Raw genomic sequence first — 21800 nt, 5'->3', positions numbered from 1 at the left:
CCATGCTTTGGTCTCTGCTTCTGGTCCTCTCCCTGACGGCCCTGGGATGGGTGCTGTCGCGGCGCACCCCTTGGGGGCGTCAGCTGGGGATGACGATGGTGGTGCTGCTGTTGGGGCTGCTGGTGAGCAACCTCGGCGGCGTGCAGTTGCAGGCCGAGGCGGCGAGCTGGGTGAACGGTCCGCTGACGTCACTGGCGATTGGCCTGCTCCTGCTTGCGGTCGATCTGCGGCGTCTGTGGCCCCAGGCCAGGCAATTGCTCGGACCGTTTCTGATGGCGGCCCTGAGCACGGTGATTGGTGTTCTCTTGGGGGCCTGGTTGCTGCATCCCCTGCTGGGGGACGAGCGGGGCGTCTTGGCGGGGATGTACACCGCCACCTTCACCGGAGGCAGCCTGAATTTCGTCTCGGTGGCCCGCACCTTGAATCCGCCGGAGACCCTGTTGACCCTGGCCACCGCCGCTGACTATGTCGTGTTTGCGGTTTGGTTTGCCGTCAGCACCTGGCTGGGGCTGCGGGCCGACACCCCCATGGAGGCGGCCTCGACCGATGCTGCCCCAAGCGATCAGCCGGAGCGCTCCTGGTGGCTCGCCGCCCTCTGGGGCTTGGCTGTGTTGGTGTTGGCCCAGGCGCTCAGTGCCGTGTTGCCGGGCGTCCCCTCGATCCTGGTGTTGACCACGGTGGCTCTGCTGGTGGCCCAGCTGCCGGCGCCCGCCGGCCGGCGCGGTTGCTATGGACTCGGTCTGCTCTTGATCCAGCCCTTCTTCACGGTGATGGGCCTGAGCTCCCCGGTGGCGGGACTCCTGGGGGAGGGCCTGCCGGTGCTGCTCTACGCCGCCTTGGTGGTGCTGGTGCAGGCCCTCTTGCTGCTGCTGGTTTTCCGCCGCTGGCTGCGGTGGCCCTTGGCTGAAACCCTTGTGGCCTCCCAGGCCTCCATCGGTGGTCCCAGTACGGCCTTGGCCCTGGCGACGGCGATTGGACGGGCCGAACTGGCGGTGCCTTCGGTGGCGATTGGTCTGCTGGGCTACTTGCTGGGGACCTACCTGGGGCTCGGGGTGGCTTGGTCGCTCCCCGGCTGAGCTTTTTTCAAGGGCTTTCCTCTAGGTTCCAGCGAACTTGAGCCGTCCCCTTGAGCAGCGCCAGCGTTCCAGAACTCTCGATCGTGGTGCCTCTGTTCAACGAGGAGGAGAGCCTGGCGCTTCTGGTGGAGAAGCTGCTGCTGGCCCTGCGTCCCTTGGGGCGTTCCTTTGAGCTGGTGTTGGTGGATGACGGTTCGTCCGATCGCACCGCCGAGGTCTTGCGTCAACAGGCGGCTGGGGCCGCTGAAGTGGTGGCGGTGTTGTTGCGACGTAATTACGGCCAGACCGCGGCCATGGCTGCTGGTTTTGATGCCAGCCGCGGGCGCTTGATCGTCACCCTCGATGGGGACCTGCAGAACGATCCGGCCGACATCCCGATGCTGCTGGAGCGCCTGGAGCAGGGGTATGACCTGGTCAGCGGTTGGCGTCACCAGCGCCAAGACCACGCCGTTAGCCGGCTGCTGCCCAGCAAGATCGCCAATGCCCTGATCGCGCGGGTGACCGGGGTGCGGCTGCACGACTACGGCTGCTCACTCAAGGCCTACCGCCGCGAATTGGTGGAGGACATGAACCTCTACGGGGAGCTGCATCGCTTCCTGCCCGCCTTGGCCTTCATTGAGGGCGCGCGGATCGCGGAGGTGAAGGTGAACCACAACGCCCGGCAGTTCGGCCAGAGCAAGTACGGGATCGATCGCACCTTCCGGGTGCTGATGGATCTGTTCACCGTCTGGTTCATGAAGCGCTTCTTGACCAGGCCGATGTACGTCTTCGGCTTCGGGGGCCTCAGCGCGATGGCCATCGGCGCGCTCCTGAGCGCCTATCTGCTCATGGTGAAGTTGGGGGGCGCAGAGATCGGCAACAGGCCTTTGCTCTTGGTGGCCGTCTTGGCCCTCATTACCGGGGTGCAGCTCTTCTGCTTTGGCTTGCTTTCAGAGGTGCAGATGCGCACTTATCACGAGAGCCAGGGCCGCCCGATCTATCGCATCCGGGAGACGTTGCGCGGCAGTTTGAGCGGTTGAGCCACGGCGACCGGAGCGCTGCTGCGGCCGCGGAAGTTGGTCATGGCTTCAGCGGCGAGCTGGGCAACAACCTGATCGGCATCGCGCAGGCCGCGGCGAATTAGCGGCAGGGCCTCGCGGTGGCGCCAGAGCTGGCAGATCGCCATGGCGGTGCGGCGCTGCTCACCACCTGCGCGGAACTGCTGCTCGAGTTGCTTCAGCAGCTCCCCGCGGCCGCGGCGATCGCTGGCTGCCGGAAGCACAACCATGGCGCTGCTCGCCTGAGTTGTGGAGTCGTTCCCTCCACCAGGGATGACCAATTCCATTTGGCCGCGGTTCAGGGCCGCAATGGCGGAAGCATCGGTGGAGCGCAGGATATTGCGCTTGGGCCGGCCCAGGACCCAGCAGGCCGCCACGACACCTGCGAGGACGATTCCGGTGAAGGCCTGGGTCATGGCTCGGCGCGGCTGGTTGGTCTGAACTTTTATGTCGCCCCTGGAGGCCCCGAAGAGCAGCTCCGGCAGGGCTCCTTACAGTGCCGAACGGTAGCTGTATTGGCCCACGCTGATGACCGGAGACTTCGTCGCCGCCTGGATGCCCTCGGTGTTCGTGCCCCTTGTCGGGATCCTGGCTCCTGCTGTGGCCATGGCCCTGCTGTTCAACGTGATCGAAGCCCGCGACTGAGTTGTCGCCGCTTTATTCCCGAGCCACCTGACGTTCTTCCCCCGATGACCGTGACCCCCGTGGCCGACCCCTGCGTCGGCAATCTGGCCACTCCCGTCAACAGCAGCTACTTCAGCCGCGCTTTCCTGGGCGCGCTGCCTGCTTATCGCCCCGCCCTCTCTCCCAACCGTCGCGGTCTGGAAGTGGGTATGGCCCATGGCTTTTTCCTTTACGGCCCCTTCACCATCTGCGGCCCCCTGCGCGCTACCGAGTACGCCAGCACCGCTGGTCTGCTGGCTGCCGTTGGTCTGGTCTCGATCCTGACGGTCTGCCTCTCGATTTACGGCACCGCTGGCCGCGGCCCCAACGTGCAGCCGGCTGACGCCACCATCGACAACCCACCTGCTGACCTGTTCACCAAGGCTGGCTGGGCTGAATTCGCTAGCGGTTTCTGGCTCGGCGGTTGCGGCGGTGCTGCCTTCGCTTGGTTCCTGGCTGGAACCACCATCGTGGCTCCCCTGGTGAAGATTGCCGGTGGCGTCTGGAGCGTCGGCTGAGCCCAGCCCGATCCACGTCCATTCACTCTTTGCCCGCCAGATCCTTTGGGGTCCGGCGGGCTTTTTGATGCCTTGCCGTTCGTTGGGGCCATGGCTATCGAGTCAGTAGAGCTGTGGTGCTGTGATGACGCGTTGGCCTGCTTTGGTTCTTGCGGCGACCCTCTCGGCTCTGCCTGGTGCAGCGATGGCTGAGCCCCTGCCGCCGCCGATCGGTCCACTTCCTTCTTCCGATCAGACCGATCAGGGTTATCCGGGGGATGTGGAGAACGCCCTGAGTGATTTCACGCGTTTTCAGTGCGATTTGCTGTTCTTTCTGACCCCACGGCAGAACTGCCCAAGCGATTAAGCATCGAAATCTGCGTTGTGTAATCGCCTGAACGACACGCCTGGTTTCGGCGCGGCTAAAACAGTGCTGTAGCAACCGCTACAAAACGTTCACCTCGGCACCTTTTGGTTGCCTGAGGCGCAGTTCGATCCAGGCCATGGAACGGGGACCTGGGCTGACTCCGAGGAACTACCCATGACCCTCACCTATCGCGGCCAGAAGTACCAGCAGAACAAAGAGGCTGTCTCTTCCAAGCATCCTCAGCTGAACTACCGAGGCCTCAAGTACGTCAAGTGATTCCCGCTTGATTTCGATGCTTGAAGCCCCGCATTTGCGGGGCTTTTTTGTGTCAACTGAGTCGGTAGTGGTGAGAGGATGAGCGGCTCTTTTTCGTGCTGCTACGCAGCCCGTTCATGCCGCAGCTGATGGCGTTCCGGCGAGGCCTTCTCCGGGGGCTTCTGGTTCTTTTGGTTGGGGCGTTATGGCTTGTTGGCTTGGTCCAGGTTCAGGCTGCTGAAGTCCTGGAGAAACCCGCGATTCCCGGTTGCAGTCCAGATCCTCAGGTCATTGCGTTGGCTGGTGAGCCGGTGCTTGAAGTCCGCCGGCCTCCCGCTGGGGAGTCCTTGCGCGCCTATGGCGAGCGTCAGGAGGAAGCCCTGCTGGAGATCGCCAAGGACTACGCGCTGCAGCCGTCCCGGCTCCAGCGTTGGGAGGATGAGCCGTTCTCGATCATTGGCTTCAAGTCGCCTGGGCTTGAACCGCGGGCGGTGATCGCCGTCGATGACAAACAGGCCCGTTGTTTTGAGCTGAGTCGCGAGGAGCTGGCCAGTCGTTATCTCACGACCCTGCAACTGGCGATTCGCCAATACCGGGTCAATCACTCATTGACCTCGTGGTTGAAAGCCACGGCCCTGGCGGCGCTCTTCCTCGGTTTGTACCTGGGCTGGATCCGCCTCCAAAGCGCGGCCAATCGACAACTCCGTGCCCAGGTGGATCGCGGAGCAATGTTCGGGGTGCCGTTCAGGCGCTTGAAGCGGTTCCCTCTACCGATCGGGGCGGAGCGACTGAAGGCGCTGTTGCAGCAGATCAGGCAGGTGGTGCACTGGTCCCTGCTGGCTCTGGTCACCTACCTACTGGTGCCGCTTTTGCTCGCCTTCTTCCCGCCAACGATGGCAATGTCGAAGGGGCTGCGCGGTCAGATCCTCCAGTTCATCGGTGGGGTTCTTGATGGCGTGGTTGAGGCGATCCCTGGTCTGGTTTCCGTCGGTTTGATTTTGGGGATCACGTTTGTCCTGGTCCGGTTGAGCGGGGCTTGGTTTCGGGCTCTGGATCAAGGGCGAATCGCCATCCCAGGCTTCTATCAGGAGTGGGCGAAACCGACGGCTCGGATCGTGTCGATCCTGCTGGTGCTCGCCGGATGTGCGGCGGCCTTCCCCTACATCCCCGGATCTGGAACCCGGGTCTTTCAAGGGGCCGGTCTGTTTCTGGGTGTTCTGGCCGCCTTGGGTTCCAGCGCCATCGCCAACAACGTGATCAGTGGCCTGATGCTCATCTACACCCGAGCGTTTCGGGAGGGGGACCGCGTTGAGATCAACGGGGTGACTGGTGTTGTGCAGGAGCGAGCCCTCTTAGTCACGCGGATTCAGACCCCGCGGAATGAATTGGTGAGCATCCCCAATGCCACCGTGATTGGGGCCTCCGTGGTGAACTTCAGTTTTTCCCAGCGGGAGATCAAACAGCCCATTGCCATCGCCACCTCGGTCACCCTCGGCTACGAGGTCCCATGGCGAACCATCCATGCCCTGATGTTGCAGTCAGCCCGGGAGACCACCGGGGTCAGTGATCTTCAGGAGCCCTACGTCCTGCAAACCGCTCTCAACGACTTTCATGTCAGCTACGAGGTCACGGCCTTCGTGAGTGATCCGTCCCGCTATCGCGAGTCCCTGTCCGAATTGCACGGACGCCTGCAAGATCGCTTCGCCGAGGCCGGGATCGAGATTCTTTCGCCCGCTGTTCAAAGCCTGCGTGGTTCCGTGGCCGTGAATGCTCCGGCTTAATCCAGTTGGCTCCTCCTGAATCGGAGTTGGCCAAGGAATGGTGTGGGATAAGCCGGCTAACGGATTTGAACCGATGGCCTTCGCTTTACAAAAGCGCTGCTCTACCACTGAGCTAAGCCGGCAACAGGGACTGCTCCCTCGCCAGAGCTTATCGCTCGGTCATGGACCAGAGCAGCAGCTGGGTGCGGTTGCGGCAACCGGTTTTGCTGAGGAGTCGTGAGAGGTGGCATTCGACCGTGCGCCGGCTGATGGCCAGGGCGGTCGCGATCGATCCGTTGCTTTTGCCGCGTCGCAATTCAGAGAGCACGCGCCGCTCTGCTGGGGTGGGTTGAAGTCCTGCGGGGGCAACCATGGGGAGAGGTAGCTCCCCTCAGCTTTCCCAACAATCAGCCCTGGCTGACGACGGCCTCTTCGGCTTCGCTCTCTTCTGCTTCGGCTGTAGGGGCTTCGTTGGTTTCCTCTGCCTCTGCTTCGTCCTCGGTTTCGGCCGGGGTGGGTTTGAAGATGGCCCGCCGGATCGGCAGGTTGGCCACCAGGGCGGTCACGCGGTCCTCGGTCTCGAGGCTGACATCGCCTTCGCTGAGGTCGATCTCGACGTAGCGGCTGACCACCTCGAGGATCTCGCGGCGCATCTGCTCCAGCAGTTCTGGGTTCAGGTCGCTGCGGTCATGGGCCAGCACCAGCTGCAGGCGCTCCTTGGCCGTCGTGGCGCTGGCGGGCTGACGCCCAAGCAACTTGTCGATGAATTCGCGCAGGCTCATCAGTTCAGAAAATCTTGGTTTGCATCAGGCGGCTGAGCTTGGCGCGCAAGCCTTGCTTCACCTTGGAGGGATCGATGAGCGGCACGTCCTCACCGCAGATCCTCCGGGCGATGTTGCTGTAGGCCGTCGCGGCGGGGGAGTTGGAGCCGTTCAGGGTGAGGGGTTCACCGCGGTTGGTGCTCACGATCACCTGCTCGTCTTCCAGCACTAGGCCAAGCAGCGGCAGGGCCAGGATGTCGGTGACGTCATCCACCGCCAGCATTTCCTGGTTGGCCATCATCTTCGGGCGAACCCGGTTGAGCACCATCTGGATGGGCTTGATGCCCCGGGTATTGAGCAGGCCGATGACCCGGTCGGCGTCCCGCACGGCGGACACTTCAGGGGTGGTGATGACGATGGCTTCCTTGGCAGCAGCGGCCGCATTCTTGAAGCCGTCCTCGATGCCTGCCGGGCAGTCGATCAGCACGACGTCATGGATCTCGCCGAGCATCTCGGCGATCGTTTGCATGTCCTCGGGCTTCAGCCACTCGAGCATCCGCGGATTTCCCGCCGGCAGCAGAGCCAGGTTGGGCTCCTGCTTGTGCTTCACCAGCGCCTGCTCCAGGCGGCAGGTCTCAGCGAGAACGTCCTGGGCGGTGTAGACGATCCGGTTCTCGAGGCCCAGCAGGAGATCAAGGTTGCGCAGACCAAAGTCGGCATCCAGCACGGCCGTGCGCATGCCCTGCCTGGCTAGAGCAATGCCCAAGTTGGCGGTGAGGGTGGTTTTGCCCACACCCCCTTTGCCTGAGCAGATCAGGATGAAGCGACTACTGGAGGCCACAGCGCACCGAAACGTGGATGAAGGTTAAGGCCAATTCAGCCGTTTCTCTCTAGACATCAGAGGTCATCTCTGGGCCGCCATGGCAGCCAGTCAGCGTCTTCTCGTGATGCCCGATGACGGGGTCGAGGCAGTCGTTGCATTGATCGACCAGGCCCAGTCCCAATTACTGATCAAGCAGTTCAAGCTGCAGAGCGAGGCCGTCGAGCAGGCCCTGCTTCGCGCCCAGCAGCGCGGTGTGCAGATTCGCGTGATGCTCAATCCCCATACCTCCGGCGGTGACCGGTGGAACGACGAGGCCTATGCCTTGCTTGAGGGTTGGGGTGTGGAGGTGGCCTGGACCAGCGAGCGCTTCCCGGTCACCCATGAGAAATCCATGGTGATCGATGGCCAGGCGGCCCTGATTGCCACCTTCAACCTCTCGGACAAGTACTTCACCGAAACCCGTGATTACGGCGTGGTGAGCCATGACCCGATGGTCATCGAGCAGGTGGTGGCTGGGTTTGAAGCGGACTGGGAACGCGTGGCGTTTGATCCGCGCCTGGATGTGGGCTTGGTTTGGAGCAATGTCCACAGCCGCGGGCAGATGGCCCGGGTGATCGATAGCGCCCAGGAGTCACTGCGGATTCAGCACCCCAAGTTTGTGGATGCCGTGATCCTGGAGCGGCTGGTGGCTGCCCAGCAGCGGGGGGTGAAGGTGCGGGTGCTCTGCGGCGGCAAGCACGGCCTGAGCGATTGGGATGTCTATGACACCTTCAGCTCCCTACGGCTGCTGGAGCATGCCGGGGTCAAGATCCGGCGTCAGAAGCTGCCGAAGCTGCACGCCAAGTTGATCCTGGTGGATGAGCAGGCCGCCCTGACCGGCTCGATGAACATCGACCGCAGTGCCTTTGATCTCCGCCGGGAACTGGGCATCGAGGTGGATGCGCCCGATGTGATTGCTCGGTTGTCGGAGACGTTCAACGCCGACTGGGAGGCAGCCAAGAAGTACAGCGCCCCCGATCCCCTGGATCCGGCATATCACGAGGCGGGAGAGCTGCCGCCCGACCCCCACTTCGTGCACGACTGATGCCTCCCACCCATTGGCAGTTGTTCTGGGGCATGCAGCAGGTCGCTCTCTCCTCCTTTGGCGGCGGGCTCTCGGCCTGGAGCGAGCGGATCGTGGTTGAGGACAAGGCCTGGATGACCAAGCAGGAGTTCATCACCGGTCTGACGGTGGCGCGCCTCTTCCCCGGGCCGAACCAGATCAACATGGCGATCTACATCGGCAGCCATTTCCGCGGCTTAGGCGGTGCCTTGGCGGCCTTGGCGGGAATCCTGTTGCTGCCCTTCAGCGTCTTGATGGGCCTGGGGCTCGCCTATTACTACCTGCACACGTCAATGGCGATGGATCGTCTCCTGGCGGGAGTGATCACGGCGTCCGCAGGGATGGCCCTTTCGATGGGCTTCAAGATTGCCGCTGCCTATCTCCATGACCGCGTCGCGCTCTTGTTGGCGGCCATCAGCTTTGTGGCGATGACCGTCTTCCACGTTCGCCTGGTGCCCCTGGTGCTGGTAGCGGGTCCCTTGGCGATGGCCTGGTACTGGCCGAGAAAGCCATGACCCTGCTTCTTGCTGCGGCCTGCCAACCAGCCCATCTGGGCGATTGGCGCAACCTGATCGCCGTGATCTGGGATTTCCTCAGCCTCTCGCTCTTTTCCCTGGGCGGTGGGAACACGCTGTTGGCGGAGTACCACTACATGGCGGTCGATAAGTACTGCTGGCTCAGCTCCCAGCAGTTCGCCGAGATCTACGCCATTGCCGAAGGGGCCCCGGGCCCGAGCTCCATGATCGTGGGCTTGCTTGGCATGGGAGCGGCCTTTGAGGAGGGGCCGCTCTGGGCGCTGTTTAGTGGGGTGATGGCGGAGTTGGCGATCCTGCTGCCCTCCACTTTGTTGATGGTGATCGCGGCCTTGAGCTGGAATCGCTTCAAGACCTCACCCTTTCGGCTGGCCTTCGAGCGGGCGATGGGGCCGATCACCTTGGGCGTGCTCTTTGCCGTCGGCCTGAAGATCCTGCGCATCTCCGATCACGACACGCCGGCCTATGCCGTCTCGGCGGTGGTCTGCTTCTTGATGCTGCGCACCAAGATCTCCCCCCTCTGGTTCATGGCCGTGGCTGCTGGCCTGGGGGCGTTCGGCTTGGTGAACCGTTAGCCGTCCTGGGGCCAGAGCGGTTCGGCCGGTCGGATGGCAATTACCCCCTCGATCAGCAGGGCTTCCTCACTGAATCCTGGAGGAGGAAGGTCCTCAGGGCCCCGCGCTACGGCATTGGCAATCCGCAATTGCAGCGGCCGCAGCTGCAGCGCCACGATCCGGGCGGTCGTGTTGCCCGCTTGGCCGGCATGGGCAATGCCGCGCAGCCTTCCCCAGACCCGCACATCCCCGCCAGCGCTGACCCTGGCCCCCGGGTTCACATCCCCCAGCACCAGCACTGAGCCGTCGACCTGCAGGTGGTCGCCCGAGCGGAGGGTGCCCCGGTGGATGGTCAGGTCCTTGGGGTCCTGCCCAGCTCGAGTCGGCTCCCGTTGGGCGTCGCGGATCAGGGCGGTCTCCAGTCCAAGCGCTGCGGCAGGCACCAGGCTGAGGGCCTCCCGGGATTCGACGCGCACCAAGGACCAATGGGCTTCTTTGAGCTGCTCGGCAATCGCTTGGAGTTCTGGCAGGGTCAGGAGGCGGTCCTCACAGAACAGCGCCGCGGTGCCCATGCCGTCTGCAGCCCCCAGCTGTGAGCGGATTTCCTCGAGAGGCGAAGCCTCAGCCTTGCGAAGGGGCCTGAGGAGGAAGCGACGGGAGTCAGCCTGCATGGCGTGCAACTTAGGGATCTCCAGCCGCAACTTCCAGGGCCAGGGCCTCGCGGATCGCGGGGGTGATCTCCGGTGGGTGAATCAACCAGGCGGTTTGGGTCGGTTGGATCAAGCTGCGAATCAGGGGTGAGCGCTGCTCGATGGCTCCCAGCTGATGGCCATCCCAGAGCCGCAGTCCACCTTTATATGGGTGATACCCGTGGTTGCTCTGCTGGTGCAGTCCGCAGCAGAGGTCTGGGCGGAGTCCGGCTGCCTCACTCAGGGTCTGTGCTCGTGCCAGCAAGGCCAGGCGTCTCTCCTGCGGGAGTTGGCTCAGATCCGAGGCCCGCAGCAGTTCTCGGTTGAGCACGCGCCGGCAGAGCTGTTGGAGCGGGGCCGGTCCCTCCTCCAGCCAACGCTGCAGGTGGTAGCCCGTTCTGACATCGTCATTACCCAGAAACGACTCGAGATCCAGAGCCTGGGGGTCCCAGAGCCAGTGCTGCATCACGGCATCGGCCCAGATCTGAGCCGGACCCAGTTCGCGTGCGACCGCGATGGTTCGGTTCAGCAGCCAGTTGCATACCACATTCAGGCGGTGGTTGTAGACGCTCCGGTACATCAGGTTTCGCACGACTAAGTAGTGCTCCACCGCCATGAGTCCTTTGGGCTGCAGCGCCAGCTGGCCATCGGGGGCCAGGGTCAGGCTGGCGAGGATGCGCTCGAGGTCGAGTACCCCGTAGCTGGCCCCGGTGTTGTAGCTGTCCCGCAGCAGGTAATCGAGGCGATCGCAATCGAGCTGACTGCTGACCAGGGCCTTGATCGCTGGATTGCGGTAGCGGCCATGCTCGAGCAGGTCCGCCACTTGATCAGCGGTCCCCGGCGCAAAGGCCTCGAGGGGATCCCGCAGTGAGGGGTGCTCGCGGATGAGGCGACTGGACCAGCTCTCATGGTGCAGTCCATACATCTCCTCCCCGGAGTGGCTCAGCGGGCCATGCCCCACGTCGTGCAGCAGGGCCGCGGCGTAGAGCACTCCACGGTGCTCGTCCAGTTCCGGATGGTTGCGCCCCAGGTTCCCCAGGGCTTGGCGGGCCAGATGCAGAACCCCCAGGGAGTGGGTGAAGCGGCTGGACTCGGCTCCGTGGAAGGTCAGGTAGGCCGGTCCCAGTTGTCGGATGCGTCTGAGGCGCTGAAAGACCGGCGTGTCGACCAGATCGATCGCCAGGGCTTCCGCCGGCTCCCGCCGAGACAGGCGGATCGCCCCGTGCAGTGGATCGTGATAAGTGCGGGCGCTCATCCGGCCTCGATCTGATCAGCCAGTTGATTGACGGCCACCTCCAGCCAGGTGTCTCCATCCCCGCCGGGGTTTAAGGGTTCAGGATCTGCCAAGCGCTGGTTGGGCTCGATTCCGAGGTTCTGGATGTCCCGGCCGCTGGGGGTGAGGTAGCGGGCCACGGTGATGGCGAGCCCACTGCCGTCACCGCCCAGGCCGATCAGGCTTTGGATCAAGCCTTTGCCAAAGGTCCGGGTGCCCAGCAAGGGAGATCTCTCATCGTCCTGCAACGCTCCAGCCAGGATTTCACTGGCACTGGCGGTTCCGCCATTCACCAGGGTGAGCATCGGCCCGCCATAGAGCTGGCCGCGGCTGGCCTGCTGGGCATCGCTGAACCCATCACGGTTTTGGGTTTCCACAATCGGGCCCCCATCCAAAAAGACGTTGGCGACGGCCAAGCCCGCGCTGACCAATCCCCCCGAGTTGTTTCTGAGATCAAGGATCAGGCCGTCGATGCCCTGGGACTGAAGGCTTTCCAGTGCTTTGGCTAGCTCCTGGGGGACCGGCTCGGCGAATTGGGCGATGCGGATGTAACCCAACCGATGTCCTGAAGATTGGATCAGGCGACTGCGGACGGGCTGCAGGTCCACCTGCCGGCGCTTGAGCTCCACTTCTTGGGTTTTGCCTTTTGGGGTGATCAGCTCCAGAAGAACGGAGGTGCCTTCCTTCCCCCGCAGACGAGCGGCGGTGGCTTCCAGTCCCAAATCCGCGGTGCTCAACCCGTCAACTTGGCTCAGCACGCTGGCACTGCTGATCCCCGCCTCGGCGGCGGGGGAGCCCTCGAGGGGGGCTATGACGACGATGGCCGTGTCGTCCTGTCGAATGCCCAGCTGCAGTCCGACGCCACTGACGCTTCCTTCTGTATTGGCTTTGAGGGTGAGGAAGTCAGCGGGTCTGAGCAGGCGGGTGTAGGGATCCCCAATAGGGGCGAGCATCGCTTCGATGGCCTCGTAGGCATCGGTGCTGCTTTGGATTGACCGCTCCAGGGCCTTTTGCCGCAGCCGCTTCCAATGAATGGTTTCGAAGCGGTCTGGATCGACGTAGCTCTGGTTGACCAAGCGCCAGCTCTCGACCACAAGTTGTTGGCCATCGTTGAGCGCCAGGGCAGGGGTGGCGGTCAGCCAGAGGCTGAGAATCCACGAAAGCGCAGTGGCGGCAATCGATTTCAGCTCACTTGAGCGCCGCTGAATCGGTTTTTGTGGCGGTGATGTCACAAGCGGCGGCGCGCTCACGTGCGGCAGGAGGAGATCGGTAGACTCTGCCAACCAAACCCAATCGCTGCATGGCGAATTCCTCACCCGCCGCTGGCGGAAAGTCATCGCCCGTCTACGACTGGTTCAACGAGCGCCTGGACATCCAGGAGATCGTTGACGATGTCGCGTCGAAGTACGTACCGCCCCACGTCAATATTTTTTATTGCCTGGGCGGCATCACCCTGGTCTGCTTCCTGGTTCAGTTCGCGACCGGCTTCGCGATGACCTTCTATTACAAGCCGACCGTGGCTGAGGCCTACGCCTCGGTTCAGTACCTGATGACTGACGTCAGCTTCGGCTGGCTGATCCGCTCCGTTCACCGCTGGAGCGCCTCGATGATGGTGCTGATGCTGATCCTGCACGTGTTCCGCGTGTACCTGACCGGCGGCTTCAAGCGTCCCCGTGAGCTCACCTGGATCACCGGTGTGACCATGGCCGTGATCACCGTCTCCTTCGGCGTGACCGGTTACTCCCTCCCTTGGGATCAGGTCGGTTACTGGGCCGTGAAGATCGTTTCGGGTGTTCCCGCAGCTGTCCCCGTGGTGGGCGACTTCATGGTTGAGCTGCTCCGCGGCGGCGAGAGCGTTGGCCAGGCCACCCTCACCCGCTTCTACAGCCTTCACACCTTCGTGATGCCTTGGCTGCTGGCGGTGTTCATGCTCATGCACTTCCTGATGATTCGGAAGCAGGGCATCTCCGGTCCCTTGTGATCTCTGCCTAGTGATCGCATTGTTGCGATCCCTGACGGCTCTCCATTGACGGCTCCGCCAAACCCAGGGCGGTTTCTAGCCTTCCTTCACTGGGCAATACACGACCTTCACGACGGTCACTCTCATGCACATCCTTAAGAAGCCAGATCTCAGCGATCCCAAGCTGCGGGCCAAGCTCGCCAAGGGCATGGGACACAACTATTACGGCGAGCCGGCCTGGCCGAACGACCTGCTCTACATCTTCCCGGTGGTGATCCTGGGAACCCTGGCCTGCCTGGTCGGCCTGGCTGTCCTCGACCCCGCGATGCTGGGAGATAAGGCCGATCCTTTTGCCACTCCTCTGGAAATTCTTCCTGAGTGGTACCTGTATCCCGTCTTCCAGATCCTGCGTGTGGTGCCCAACAAGCTCCTGGGTATTGCTCTGCAGACCATGATTCCTCTGGGTCTGATGTTGGTGCCCTTCATCGAGAGCTTCAACAAGTTCCAGAACCCCTTCCGTCGCCCCGTGGCCATGGGTGCCTTCCTGTTCGGCACCGTGTTCACGATCTATCTGGGCATCGGCGCTGCTCTGCCCATCGACAAGTCCCTGACCCTGGGCCTGTTCTGATCGAGTGGGTCTCTCTTCAGCCTTCAAGCCCCGGCGTTAAGCCGGGGCTTTTTTTGTGCCCGATCTCAGGGTGTGTTGATGTCGAGCATGCCCACGTCTTCGGTTTTGACCCGCAGGAGGTGGTGGAGCAGTAGGAATCCGACGATGGTCCAGGTCTGGTAGGTCCGAGCCTGTTGACCGACCCAGGTGCCAGTGGGGCCATCGAAGTACTCGGCCCACTGCTGCCTGGGCAGTTGGTTGAGCTGCATCCAGTAGCACTCTTCGAGCATGGCCTGCATTTGCCCCATCAGCAGGACATCGGCTGTTGGATGGAGTTTTTGATGCAGGAGCACGGCTCCGCCGAGGTACCAGAGCAAGCTGGGCCAGTGGCCACCGTTGTGATAACTCCAGGGCCAGTTTTTGGGGTCGGATCCGGTTTTCTCACTCCACTTGTCACCCTCGAGCGGGGGATGACAGATGCGCATCGGCATTTGCGCCATGAGGGCCTCGCGGTTGTGCAGGACCAGTCGGAAGAGGGCCCGTTGCTGGGGTGCGGTGATCAGGCCAAACAAACAGCCCAGAGAATTGCCCAGGCTGTAGAAGCGGAAGTCCGGCCGGCCAGTTCGCATGTTGCCGATGAGATACCCCCCGCGGTCCTCCAGCCAGTCCTGTAACCAGGGGGGAATGACCCGTGGCTGGACGTTGAATTCGTTGAGGGACTGCTGTTCGCCGTATTGCTCTGTGGGCCGGCGACGCAGGACCTGCATGGTCTTGCTGGTCACCCAGTAGTGCTTCAGGAGGTATCGGCGCAGGTCGTATTTCCACTGTTTGGTCAGCACCAGGCGCTGTTCCAGTAATCGGCTGTTGTGGCTTTTCTGGGCCAGCTCCATGAGTTGGCAACAGCAACCAAGGCAGCCAAACAGCAGGACCTCGACCTCGAGTGGAGCGCCCCAGACGTCCATGGGGCGATCAATCATGAAGGAGCAGTCCGGCACGAAGAGCACCGGAGTGCCCTCAAAGGTGGGGTGAAGGACCAGATCGAGCAGCAGCTGGATGCCCCTCTGGACTTTCTGGCTGGAGCCGAACTCGTAGTCCTTGCTGCGTTTGACGTAGAGCCAGCAGAGGACAGGCCACCAGAGGCTGGCATCAACACTGGTAATTCGGCCGATGGAGCGTTGCCCGTAGTCGGCCAGGAGTTCTTCGCCTTGCTCAACAAAGCTGGTGGGGAAGACGCCGCGGGTCTGGTAGGTGCTGCTTTGCAGCTCCAGGGAGATATCGAGGAAGTTGCGAACGATTTGGTAGCGGCCTTTCAGCAGCAGGTAGAGCATGACTGGGACGTTGTCCCGCAGGAAGACCTCGTCGTAGTTGAGGGCGTCACCTCCACCTCCTGGATGGGAGAGGGCTGCCACCGATCCAACGAGTTCGCCTCGGATACGAACCAAGGTCCGCTCGAAATGCTCTTCTGCTGCCGCGACGACTGCTTCTTCGCGGGAGCTAGGCCTGACGCGAAGTCGCTCTTGGCTGAATTGCTTAGCCAAGATTGACCTCCCGCTTGTCGCGGCTCTCTGCTCAAACCCTAGAAATGGTCTGGGCTTTCGTCATCCCGGTGTGCCTCGCTTGACCCCAGGGGGGTGAGTGGTGTTATGTTTGTGTGCTGCGAGCAAACCGCGAGGTGAGCGAGCAGCGAACTGGAAGCCGAGGAGACTTGGTGATGTAGGTTCGATCGGCGGCAGTGATGCCGCTCTGAGCTGAAAGCTGGGGAGACCCGGTGATGTAAGTTCAACAAGCGGTCGAGAGGCCGCGGACCGATAACCCGAGAGACCTGAGAGGGTCGAGCTGAGAAGCGTGTGGTTGTTGGAGCACCTGGACAACTGAACGTTTAGGAACTGACGCTTTCACTGCGTTAGTCGCGAGCTGAGGCTGAGAGGCTGAGGTGAGTGGTTAACGAAGATGCAGTGAGGGTGTGAGGTCCCGTCAAAAATTATTTAGTTGTGGAAGCTTGCTGCTTGCATGATTGTCGACTCTCACGGTTGACGGTTGTGTCGGTGTGCAGTGAGTGGAGCAACGACCGGATCTGAGATCCTGGAAAGTCTGAACGAAAGAGATTTTGTTTTGCACTCTTTGAACGCTTCTGTCAGAGGAAGTGGCATCAACTGCAGCAGTGCGCCAGTGCTGACTGTGGGTGAAGCAAATCAAATTGAGACTGTGAAAGCAGTCAATAGGATTTGATCTACAACGGAGAGTTTGATCCTGGCTCAGGATGAACGCTGGCGGCGTGCTTAACACATGCAAGTCGAACGAACCTTCGGGTTAGTGGCGGACGGGTGAGTAACGCGTGAGAATCTGCCCTCAGGAGGGGGATAACGGTTGGAAACGACCGCTAATACCCCATATGCCGCGAGGTGAAATGAATTTCGCCTGAGGATGAGCTCGCGTCTGATTAGTTAGTTGGTGGGGTAAAGGCCTACCAAGACATCGATCAGTAGCTGGTCTGAGAGGATGATCAGCCACACTGGGACTGAGACACGGCCCAGACTCCTACGGGAGGCAGCAGTGGGGAATTTTCCGCAATGGGCGAAAGCCTGACGGAGCAACGCCGCGTGAGGGATGAAGGCCTCTGGGCTGTAAACCTCTTTTATCAAGGAAGAAGATCTGACGGTACTTGATGAATAAGCCACGGCTAATTCCGTGCCAGCAGCCGCGGTAATACGGGAGTGGCAAGCGTTATCCGGAATTATTGGGCGTAAAGCGTCCGCAGGCGGTCTGTCAAGTCTGCTGTTAAAGCGTGGAGCTTAACTCCATTTCGGCAGTGGAAACTGACAGACTAGAGTGTGGTAGGGGCAGAGGGAATTCCCGGTGTAGCGGTGAAATGCGTAGATATCGGGAAGAACACCAGTGGCGAAGGCGCTCTGCTGGGCCATAACTGACGCTCATGGACGAAAGCCAGGGGAGCGAAAGGGATTAGATACCCCTGTAGTCCTGGCCGTAAACGATGAACACTAGGTGTCGGGGGAATCGACCCCCTCGGTGTCGTAGCCAACGCGTTAAGTGTTCCGCCTGGGGAGTACGCACGCAAGTGTGAAACTCAAAGGAATTGACGGGGGCCCGCACAAGCGGTGGAGTATGTGGTTTAATTCGATGCAACGCGAAGAACCTTACCAGGGTTTGACATCCTGCGAATCTCTTGGAAACGAGAGAGTGCCTTCGGGAACGCAGTGACAGGTGGTGCATGGCTGTCGTCAGCTCGTGTCGTGAGATGTTGGGTTAAGTCCCGCAACGAGCGCAACCCACGTCGTTAGTTGCCAGCATTTAGTTGGGCACTCTAGCGAGACCGCCGGTGATAAACCGGAGGAAGGTGTGGATGACGTCAAGTCATCATGCCCCTTACATCCTGGGCTACACACGTACTACAATGCTACGGACAAAGGGCAGCAAACTCGCGAGAGCTAGCAAATCCCATAAACCGTGGCTCAGTTCAGATCGTAGGCTGCAACTCGCCTACGTGAAGGAGGAATCGCTAGTAATCGCAGGTCAGCATACTGCGGTGAATACGTTCCCGGGCCTTGTACACACCGCCCGTCACACCATGGAAGTTGGCCACGCCCGAAGCCGTTACTCCAACCCTTGTGGAGGAGGACGTCGAAGGTGGGGCTGATGACTGGGGTGAAGTCGTAACAAGGTAGCCGTACCGGAAGGTGCGGCTGGATCACCTCCTAACAGGGAGACAAACAACGATTTTGATGCCTGAGTACTTTTATTCTTAGGCCGAAATCCTGTCACCTTAGGTCGATCGGTACCTCAACTTCAATCCTGTGAGTCGAAAGACTGCATAACGATTGATTTTTAGTTCCTAAACGTTGTCTAGGTCACCCCATAGAGGGTTCACTTCCTGGGCCATTAGCTCAGGTGGTTAGAGCGCACCCCTGATAAGGGTGAGGTCCCTGGTTCAAGTCCAGGATGGCCCATTCCAAACTCCATTTTGGATCCTTTGGGGGTTTAGCTCAGTTGGTAGAGCGCCTGCTTTGCAAGCAGGATGTCAGCGGTTCGAGTCCGCTAACCTCCACTAACATATCTGAACTCCAAAGCCAGGAAGAGCTTCTTGGTTGGTGACTAGACGTTGTTCGCTGAATGATTCCACTGGATAGCCAGTCGTATTCAGCCTCAGCTCATTCGATTGACACGGTTGTGTTGATTTGGTTGAGCTGATGCTGAGTTCACTCCTGAAAGGGAGGGGATTTAGCAGAACCTTGACAACTGCATAGGTGAGTCTGGAAAGACAAAGCATCTCATAGAGGCTAGTTCGAAAGAGCTAGTGATTCTATTTTTTGAGAGCCGAGACCTTCTAGCGTTCTTCCCAATCCGCCGAGGAGCGGGGAGTTTGATCCTTCTTTCTAACTGATGAGTGAGCAGAGCAATCTGTTGATTGATTAAGAGAAAGTCGAGAGAATGGGCCTCAACAGCCTGAAGCGTTAGGAGGATAAATTGGTCAAGCTACAAAGGGCTCACGGTGGATACCTTGGCACACAGAGGCGATGAAGGACGTGTTTACCTGCGATAAGTCTCGGGGAGCTGGAAAAACGCTTTGATCCGGGAATTTCCGAATGGGGCAACCCCTAGAACGGCCAGCTGAATCTATAGGCTGGCGCGAGCCAACCCAGCGAACTGAAACATCTTAGTAGCTGGAGGAAAGGAAAGTAAAAACGACTCCCTAAGTAGCGGCGAGCGAACGGGGAAGAGCCTAAACCGATAGTTTCGACTATCGGGGTTGTGGGACAGCAACGTGTATCAGGGATGTTAGAGGAAGCGTTTGAATGGCGCGCCACAGAGGGTGAAAGCCCCGTATTCGAAAACTGAACTGAGCTAGCTGTATCCCGAGTAGCACGGAGCACGTGGAATTCCGTGTGAATCAGCGAGGACCACCTCGTAAGGCTAAGTACTCCTGTGTGACCGATAGCGCAACAGTACCGCGAGGGAAAGGTGAAAAGAACCCCGGGAGGGGAGTGAAATAGAACATGAAACCGTGAGCTTACAAGCAATGGGAGCCCTACTCATAGGGTGACCGTGTGCCTGTTGAAGAATGAGCCGGCGACTTATAGGCACTGGCAGGTTAAACCGGAAATGGTGGAGCCATAGCGAAAGCGAGTCTGAATAGGGCGATTGTCGGTGTTTATAGACCCGAACCCGGGTGATCTAACCATGGCCAGGATGAAGCTTGGGTGATACCAAGTGGAGGTCCGAACCGACTGATGTTGAAAAATCAGCGGATGAGCTGTGGTTAGGGGTGAAATGCCAATCGAACCCGGAGCTAGCTGGTTCTCCCCGAAATACGTTGAGGCGTAGCGTCTAGTGCTCCAGCAGGGGGGTAAAGCCACCGTTTCGGTGCGGGCTGCGAGAGCGGTACCAAATCGAGACGAACTCTGAATACCCTGTGTGTAACTAGGCAGTCAGACTGTGGGGGATAAGCTCCATGGTCGAAAGGGAAACAGCCCAGACCGCCAGCTAAGGTCCCCAAATCAACACTAAGTGATAAAGGAGGTGGGATTGCCGAGACAACCAGGAGGTTTGCCTAGAAGCAGCCATCCTCAAAGGAGTGCGTAATAGCTCACTGGTCGAGCGATCCTGCGCCGAAAATGAACGGGGCTAAGTGTTGTACCGAAGCTGCGGATTAAACTTGTTTAATGGTAGGGGAGCGTTCTATGTGGGGTGAAGCGTTAGCGTAAGCGGGCGTGGACTGCATAGAAGTGAGAATGTCGGCTTGAGTAGCGAAAAAATGGGTGAGAATCCCATTCCCCGAAACCCTAAGGGTTCCTCCGGCAGGCTCGTCCGCGGAGGGTTAGTCAGGACCTAAGGCGAGGCCGAAAGGCGTAGTCGATGGATAACAGGTCAACATTCCTGTACTGATCATGTTTTGGGAAGGAGGACGGAGAAGGCTAGCCAATCCGGATGTTGGTTACCGGTCCAAGCGTTCGAGGCGTTGAGAGCTGGCGAAAACAGCTTGAGCTGAGGCGTGAGTGCGAGCTGCTACGGCAGCGAAGTTGGTGACGTCAAGCTTCCAAGAAAAGCCCTATACCCGTTAAGGCATGATTACCTGTACCCGAAACCGACACAGGTGGGGTGGTAGAGAATACCGAGGGGCGCGAGGTAACTCTCTCTAAGGAACTCGGCAAAATGACCCCGTAACTTCGGGAGAAGGGGTGCCAGCGAGAGCTGGTCGCAGTGAATAGGCCCAGGCGACTGTTTACCAAAAACACAGGTCTCCGCTAAGTCGCAAGACGATGTATGGGGGCTGACGCCTGCCCAGTGCCGGAAGGTTAAAGAAGTTGGTCAGCGCAAGCGAAGCTAACGACTGAAGCCCCGGTGAACGGCGGCCGTAACTATAACGGTCCTAAGGTAGCGAAATTCCTTGTCGGGTAAGTTCCGACCCGCACGAAAGGCGTAACGATCTGGGCGCTGTCTCGGAGAGAGGCTCGGCGAAATAGAATTGTCTGTGAAGATGCGGACTACGTGCACCCGGACAGAAAGACCCTATGAAGCTTTACTGTAGCTTGGTATTGTGCTCGGGCTCGCAATGCGCAGGATAGGTGGGAGGCTTTGATCCATTGCTTGTGGGTGATGGTGAGCCACTGGTGAGATACCACTCTTTGCGAGCTAGGGTTCTAACGGTTACCCGTTATCCGGGAACCGGACAGTATCTGGTGGGCAGTTTGACTGGGGCGGTCGCCTCCTAAAAGGTAACGGAGGCGCGCAAAGGTTCCCTCAGGCTGGTTGGAAATCAGCCGACGAGTGCAAAAGCAGAAGGGAGCTTGACTGTGAGACCTACAAGTCGAACAGGTACGAAAGTAGGCTTTAGTGATCCGACGGTTCTGAGTGGAAGGGCCGTCGCTCAACGGATAAAAGTTACTCTAGGGATAACAGGCTGATCTCCCCCAAGAGTTCACATCGACGGGGAGGTTTGGCACCTCGATGTCGGCTCATCGCAACCTGGGGCTGAAGTCGGTCCCAAGGGTTGGGCTGTTCGCCCATTAAAGCGGTACGCGAGCTGGGTTCAGAACGTCGTGAGACAGTTCGGTCCATATCCGGTGCATGCGCAGGAATATTGAGAGGATTTCTCCCTAGTACGAGAGGACCGGGAGGAACGCACCTCTGGTGTACCAGTTATCGTGCCAACGGTAAACGCTGGGTAGCCATGTGCGGAGTGGATAACCGCTGAAAGCATCTAAGTGGGAAGCCCACCTCAAGATGAGTATTCCCATGGCTTAAGCCAGTAAGGTCACGGGAAGAACACCCGTTGATAGGCTCTATGTGGAAGCGCAGTAATGCGTGAAGCAGAGGAGTACTAATAGACCGAGGGCTTGACCAAATCTCATCTCTCAAAACACAAAGGCCGTCAGGTCACTGTGGAGAGCTTTGACTTCCAGAGCGACTGCCTGAAGCCTGCGAAAGCAGGTAAAAGGCAGACTCGTAACCTATGCAGTTCTCAGGGTTCACCTGAGAGCGAAGAACTATCCTGGTGTCCATGGCGCAGTGGAACCACTCCGATCCATCTCGAACTCGGCTGTGAAACGCTGTAGCGCCGACGATATTTGGGGGGTAGCCCCCTGAGAAAATAGGTCGATGCCAGGTAAAACATTCGCTCCAATCACTCAATCCATGCTGTTTGTCCTTGAATGGGTAAGCCATGGGTTGAGACGAGAAAACCACCCCCACAAGGGTGGCTTTTTTGTGTCTACACGACAGCAGCAGCTGGGGTCGTTCGGGCTGAGCCTCCTCTGAAGCTCTAAAGCATCAAAAAAAGAAAGCCGCCGGAGCTAGTGCCCTGGCGGCTTTTGCAGTCAAAGCAGTC

Annotated in this window: 20 protein-coding genes, 3 tRNA genes and 3 rRNA genes; 17 read left to right on the top strand and 9 right to left on the bottom strand. The window is 60.1% G+C overall.

The features are described from left to right. Positions 1 to 2: 2 nt before the first annotated feature. Positions 3 to 1076, top strand: coding sequence for a DUF819 family protein (locus tag ACLM42_RS09430; RefSeq protein ID WP_247911806.1), 1074 nt, complete (start codon positions 3 to 5; stop codon positions 1074 to 1076). 50 nt (positions 1077 to 1126) lie between these two features. Next, complete coding sequence (locus ACLM42_RS09425) at positions 1127 to 2095, top strand: glycosyltransferase family 2 protein (protein ID WP_247911805.1); 969 nt, start codon at positions 1127 to 1129, stop codon at positions 2093 to 2095. Here the strand turns inward: ACLM42_RS09425 and ACLM42_RS09420 are convergent. After that, positions 2053 to 2529, bottom strand: coding sequence for a HEAT repeat domain-containing protein (locus ACLM42_RS09420; protein WP_415398921.1), 477 nt, complete (start codon positions 2527 to 2529; stop codon positions 2053 to 2055). The genes ACLM42_RS09425 and ACLM42_RS09420 overlap by 43 nt on opposite strands. Before the next feature lie 112 nt (positions 2530 to 2641). Here ACLM42_RS09420 and ACLM42_RS09415 point away from each other — a divergent pair, with 112 nt between their 5' ends. The 5 genes from ACLM42_RS09415 to ACLM42_RS09395 all read left to right on the top strand — a co-directional run bounded on the left by ACLM42_RS09415 (position 2642) and on the right by ACLM42_RS09395 (position 5676). After that, a complete protein-coding gene (locus tag ACLM42_RS09415; protein WP_010315023.1) occupies positions 2642 to 2758 on the top strand; it encodes a photosystem I reaction center subunit VIII in 117 nt (38 codons plus the stop codon). Between the two features lie 44 nt (positions 2759 to 2802). Beyond that, positions 2803 to 3294 carry a photosystem I reaction center subunit XI gene (locus ACLM42_RS09410; protein ID WP_247911803.1) on the top strand — a complete coding sequence of 164 codons (492 nt, stop codon included), beginning with the start codon at positions 2803 to 2805 and terminating at the stop codon, positions 3292 to 3294. Between the two features lie 124 nt (positions 3295 to 3418). Continuing rightward, positions 3419 to 3640: a hypothetical protein gene (locus tag ACLM42_RS09405; RefSeq protein ID WP_415398920.1), complete on the top strand. Its 222-nt coding sequence runs from the start codon at positions 3419 to 3421 to the stop codon at positions 3638 to 3640. A gap of 108 nt (positions 3641 to 3748) precedes the next feature. After that, positions 3749 to 3916: a DUF4278 domain-containing protein gene (locus tag ACLM42_RS09400; protein ID WP_247911801.1), complete on the top strand. Its 168-nt coding sequence runs from the start codon at positions 3749 to 3751 to the stop codon at positions 3914 to 3916. Positions 3917 to 4113: 197 nt separating this feature from the next. Continuing rightward, the gene (locus ACLM42_RS09395; RefSeq protein WP_415398919.1) at positions 4114 to 5676 is read left to right on the top strand and encodes a mechanosensitive ion channel family protein; all 1563 of its coding nucleotides are present in this window, start codon (positions 4114 to 4116) and stop codon (positions 5674 to 5676) included. Between the two features lie 50 nt (positions 5677 to 5726). Here ACLM42_RS09395 and ACLM42_RS09390 read toward each other — a convergent pair. From ACLM42_RS09390 to minD, 4 genes are all read right to left on the bottom strand, one after another. Continuing rightward, positions 5727 to 5798, bottom strand: a tRNA-Thr gene (locus ACLM42_RS09390). 26 nt (positions 5799 to 5824) lie between these two features. Then, the gene (locus ACLM42_RS09385; RefSeq protein ID WP_415398918.1) at positions 5825 to 6028 is read right to left on the bottom strand and encodes a response regulator transcription factor; all 204 of its coding nucleotides are present in this window, start codon (positions 6026 to 6028) and stop codon (positions 5825 to 5827) included. Between the two features lie 34 nt (positions 6029 to 6062). After that, on the bottom strand, positions 6063 to 6437 hold the full coding sequence (gene minE, locus ACLM42_RS09380; protein WP_415398917.1) for a cell division topological specificity factor MinE: 375 nt from the start codon (positions 6435 to 6437) through the stop codon (positions 6063 to 6065). A 4-nt stretch (positions 6438 to 6441) separates the two neighbouring features. Continuing rightward, the gene (minD, locus tag ACLM42_RS09375) at positions 6442 to 7257 is read right to left on the bottom strand and encodes a septum site-determining protein MinD (RefSeq protein WP_247911797.1); all 816 of its coding nucleotides are present in this window, start codon (positions 7255 to 7257) and stop codon (positions 6442 to 6444) included. A gap of 79 nt (positions 7258 to 7336) precedes the next feature. Here minD and ACLM42_RS09370 point away from each other — a divergent pair, with 79 nt between their 5' ends. Genes ACLM42_RS09370 through ACLM42_RS09360 form a run of 3 tightly spaced genes read left to right on the top strand, consistent with a single transcriptional unit; the run spans position 7337 to position 9449 of the window. Continuing rightward, entirely contained in the window at positions 7337 to 8323 is a 987-nt protein-coding gene (locus tag ACLM42_RS09370; RefSeq protein ID WP_415398916.1) for a phospholipase D-like domain-containing protein, read from the top strand. Then, positions 8323 to 8856 carry a chromate transporter gene (locus ACLM42_RS09365; RefSeq protein ID WP_415398915.1) on the top strand — a complete coding sequence of 178 codons (534 nt, stop codon included), beginning with the start codon at positions 8323 to 8325 and terminating at the stop codon, positions 8854 to 8856. Before ACLM42_RS09370 ends, ACLM42_RS09365 begins: the two co-directional genes overlap by 1 nt. After that, positions 8853 to 9449 carry a chromate transporter gene (locus ACLM42_RS09360; protein ID WP_415398914.1) on the top strand — a complete coding sequence of 199 codons (597 nt, stop codon included), beginning with the start codon at positions 8853 to 8855 and terminating at the stop codon, positions 9447 to 9449. Before ACLM42_RS09365 ends, ACLM42_RS09360 begins: the two co-directional genes overlap by 4 nt. Here the strand turns inward: ACLM42_RS09360 and minC are convergent. Genes minC through ctpZ form a run of 3 tightly spaced genes read right to left on the bottom strand, consistent with a single transcriptional unit; the run spans position 9446 to position 12673 of the window. Then, positions 9446 to 10099 (bottom strand): septum site-determining protein MinC, encoded by a 654-nt coding sequence (gene minC / locus ACLM42_RS09355; RefSeq protein ID WP_415398913.1) that lies wholly within the window; start codon positions 10097 to 10099, stop codon positions 9446 to 9448. The two genes, ACLM42_RS09360 and minC, sit on opposite strands and share 4 nt — an antisense overlap. A 10-nt stretch (positions 10100 to 10109) precedes the next feature. Continuing rightward, entirely contained in the window at positions 10110 to 11372 is a 1263-nt protein-coding gene (locus ACLM42_RS09350) for an HD domain-containing protein (RefSeq protein WP_247911792.1), read from the bottom strand. Then, positions 11369 to 12673, bottom strand: coding sequence for a carboxyl-terminal processing protease CtpZ (ctpZ, locus tag ACLM42_RS09345; RefSeq protein WP_415398912.1), 1305 nt, complete (start codon positions 12671 to 12673; stop codon positions 11369 to 11371). Before ctpZ ends, ACLM42_RS09350 begins: the two co-directional genes overlap by 4 nt. 17 nt (positions 12674 to 12690) lie before the next feature. Here ctpZ and petB point away from each other — a divergent pair, with 17 nt between their 5' ends. Next, positions 12691 to 13371, top strand: coding sequence for a cytochrome b6 (gene petB / locus ACLM42_RS09340; protein ID WP_247911790.1), 681 nt, complete (start codon positions 12691 to 12693; stop codon positions 13369 to 13371). 124 nt (positions 13372 to 13495) lie between these two features. After that, entirely contained in the window at positions 13496 to 13978 is a 483-nt protein-coding gene (petD, locus tag ACLM42_RS09335; RefSeq protein ID WP_010315067.1) for a cytochrome b6-f complex subunit IV, read from the top strand. A 65-nt stretch (positions 13979 to 14043) separates the two neighbouring features. On the opposite strand, the gene ACLM42_RS09330 is transcribed toward petD, so the two are convergent. Next, positions 14044 to 15495 (bottom strand): glycoside hydrolase 100 family protein, encoded by a 1452-nt coding sequence (locus ACLM42_RS09330; RefSeq protein ID WP_415398911.1) that lies wholly within the window; start codon positions 15493 to 15495, stop codon positions 14044 to 14046. A gap of 694 nt (positions 15496 to 16189) precedes the next feature. Here ACLM42_RS09330 and ACLM42_RS09325 point away from each other — a divergent pair. The 5 genes from ACLM42_RS09325 to rrf all read left to right on the top strand — a co-directional run bounded on the left by ACLM42_RS09325 (position 16190) and on the right by rrf (position 21580). After that, positions 16190 to 17674: ribosomal RNA gene (locus tag ACLM42_RS09325) — 16S ribosomal RNA — on the top strand. A 174-nt stretch (positions 17675 to 17848) separates the two neighbouring features. After that, positions 17849 to 17922, top strand: a tRNA-Ile gene (locus ACLM42_RS09320). Positions 17923 to 17947: 25 nt separating this feature from the next. Next, a tRNA-Ala gene (locus ACLM42_RS09315) sits at positions 17948 to 18020 on the top strand. A gap of 421 nt (positions 18021 to 18441) precedes the next feature. After that, positions 18442 to 21317, top strand: a 23S ribosomal RNA gene (locus ACLM42_RS09310). Between the two features lie 146 nt (positions 21318 to 21463). Then, positions 21464 to 21580, top strand: a 5S ribosomal RNA gene (gene rrf, locus ACLM42_RS09305). The 16S, 23S and 5S rRNA genes sit together here with 2 tRNA genes alongside, the layout of an rRNA operon. Positions 21581 to 21800: the final 220 nt, after the last annotated feature.

The organism is Synechococcus sp. W4D4, from assembly GCF_047716805.1.
Taxonomy (GTDB): Bacteria; Cyanobacteriota; Cyanobacteriia; order PCC-6307; family Cyanobiaceae; genus Vulcanococcus.
This window is presented reverse-complemented; position numbering and strand designations above follow the sequence as displayed.

Coding starts and splice junctions, on each gene's coding strand:
- ACLM42_RS09430 (WP_247911806.1), top strand. CDS start 3: ATGCTTTGGTCTCTGCTTCTGGTCCTCTCCCTGACGGCCCTGGGATGG.
- ACLM42_RS09420 (WP_415398921.1), bottom strand. CDS start 2,529: ATGACCCAGGCCTTCACCGGAATCGTCCTCGCAGGTGTCGTGGCGGCC.
- ACLM42_RS09415 (WP_010315023.1), top strand. CDS start 2,642: ATGACCGGAGACTTCGTCGCCGCCTGGATGCCCTCGGTGTTCGTGCCC.
- ACLM42_RS09410 (WP_247911803.1), top strand. CDS start 2,803: ATGACCGTGACCCCCGTGGCCGACCCCTGCGTCGGCAATCTGGCCACT.
- ACLM42_RS09405 (WP_415398920.1), top strand. CDS start 3,419: ATGACGCGTTGGCCTGCTTTGGTTCTTGCGGCGACCCTCTCGGCTCTG.
- ACLM42_RS09385 (WP_415398918.1), bottom strand. CDS start 6,028: ATGGTTGCCCCCGCAGGACTTCAACCCACCCCAGCAGAGCGGCGCGTG.
- minE (WP_415398917.1), bottom strand. CDS start 6,437: ATGAGCCTGCGCGAATTCATCGACAAGTTGCTTGGGCGTCAGCCCGCC.
- ACLM42_RS09370 (WP_415398916.1), top strand. CDS start 7,337: ATGGCAGCCAGTCAGCGTCTTCTCGTGATGCCCGATGACGGGGTCGAG.
- ACLM42_RS09365 (WP_415398915.1), top strand. CDS start 8,323: ATGCCTCCCACCCATTGGCAGTTGTTCTGGGGCATGCAGCAGGTCGCT.
- ACLM42_RS09360 (WP_415398914.1), top strand. CDS start 8,853: ATGACCCTGCTTCTTGCTGCGGCCTGCCAACCAGCCCATCTGGGCGAT.
- minC (WP_415398913.1), bottom strand. CDS start 10,099: ATGCAGGCTGACTCCCGTCGCTTCCTCCTCAGGCCCCTTCGCAAGGCT.
- ACLM42_RS09350 (WP_247911792.1), bottom strand. CDS start 11,372: ATGAGCGCCCGCACTTATCACGATCCACTGCACGGGGCGATCCGCCTG.
- petB (WP_247911790.1), top strand. CDS start 12,691: ATGGCGAATTCCTCACCCGCCGCTGGCGGAAAGTCATCGCCCGTCTAC.
- petD (WP_010315067.1), top strand. CDS start 13,496: ATGCACATCCTTAAGAAGCCAGATCTCAGCGATCCCAAGCTGCGGGCC.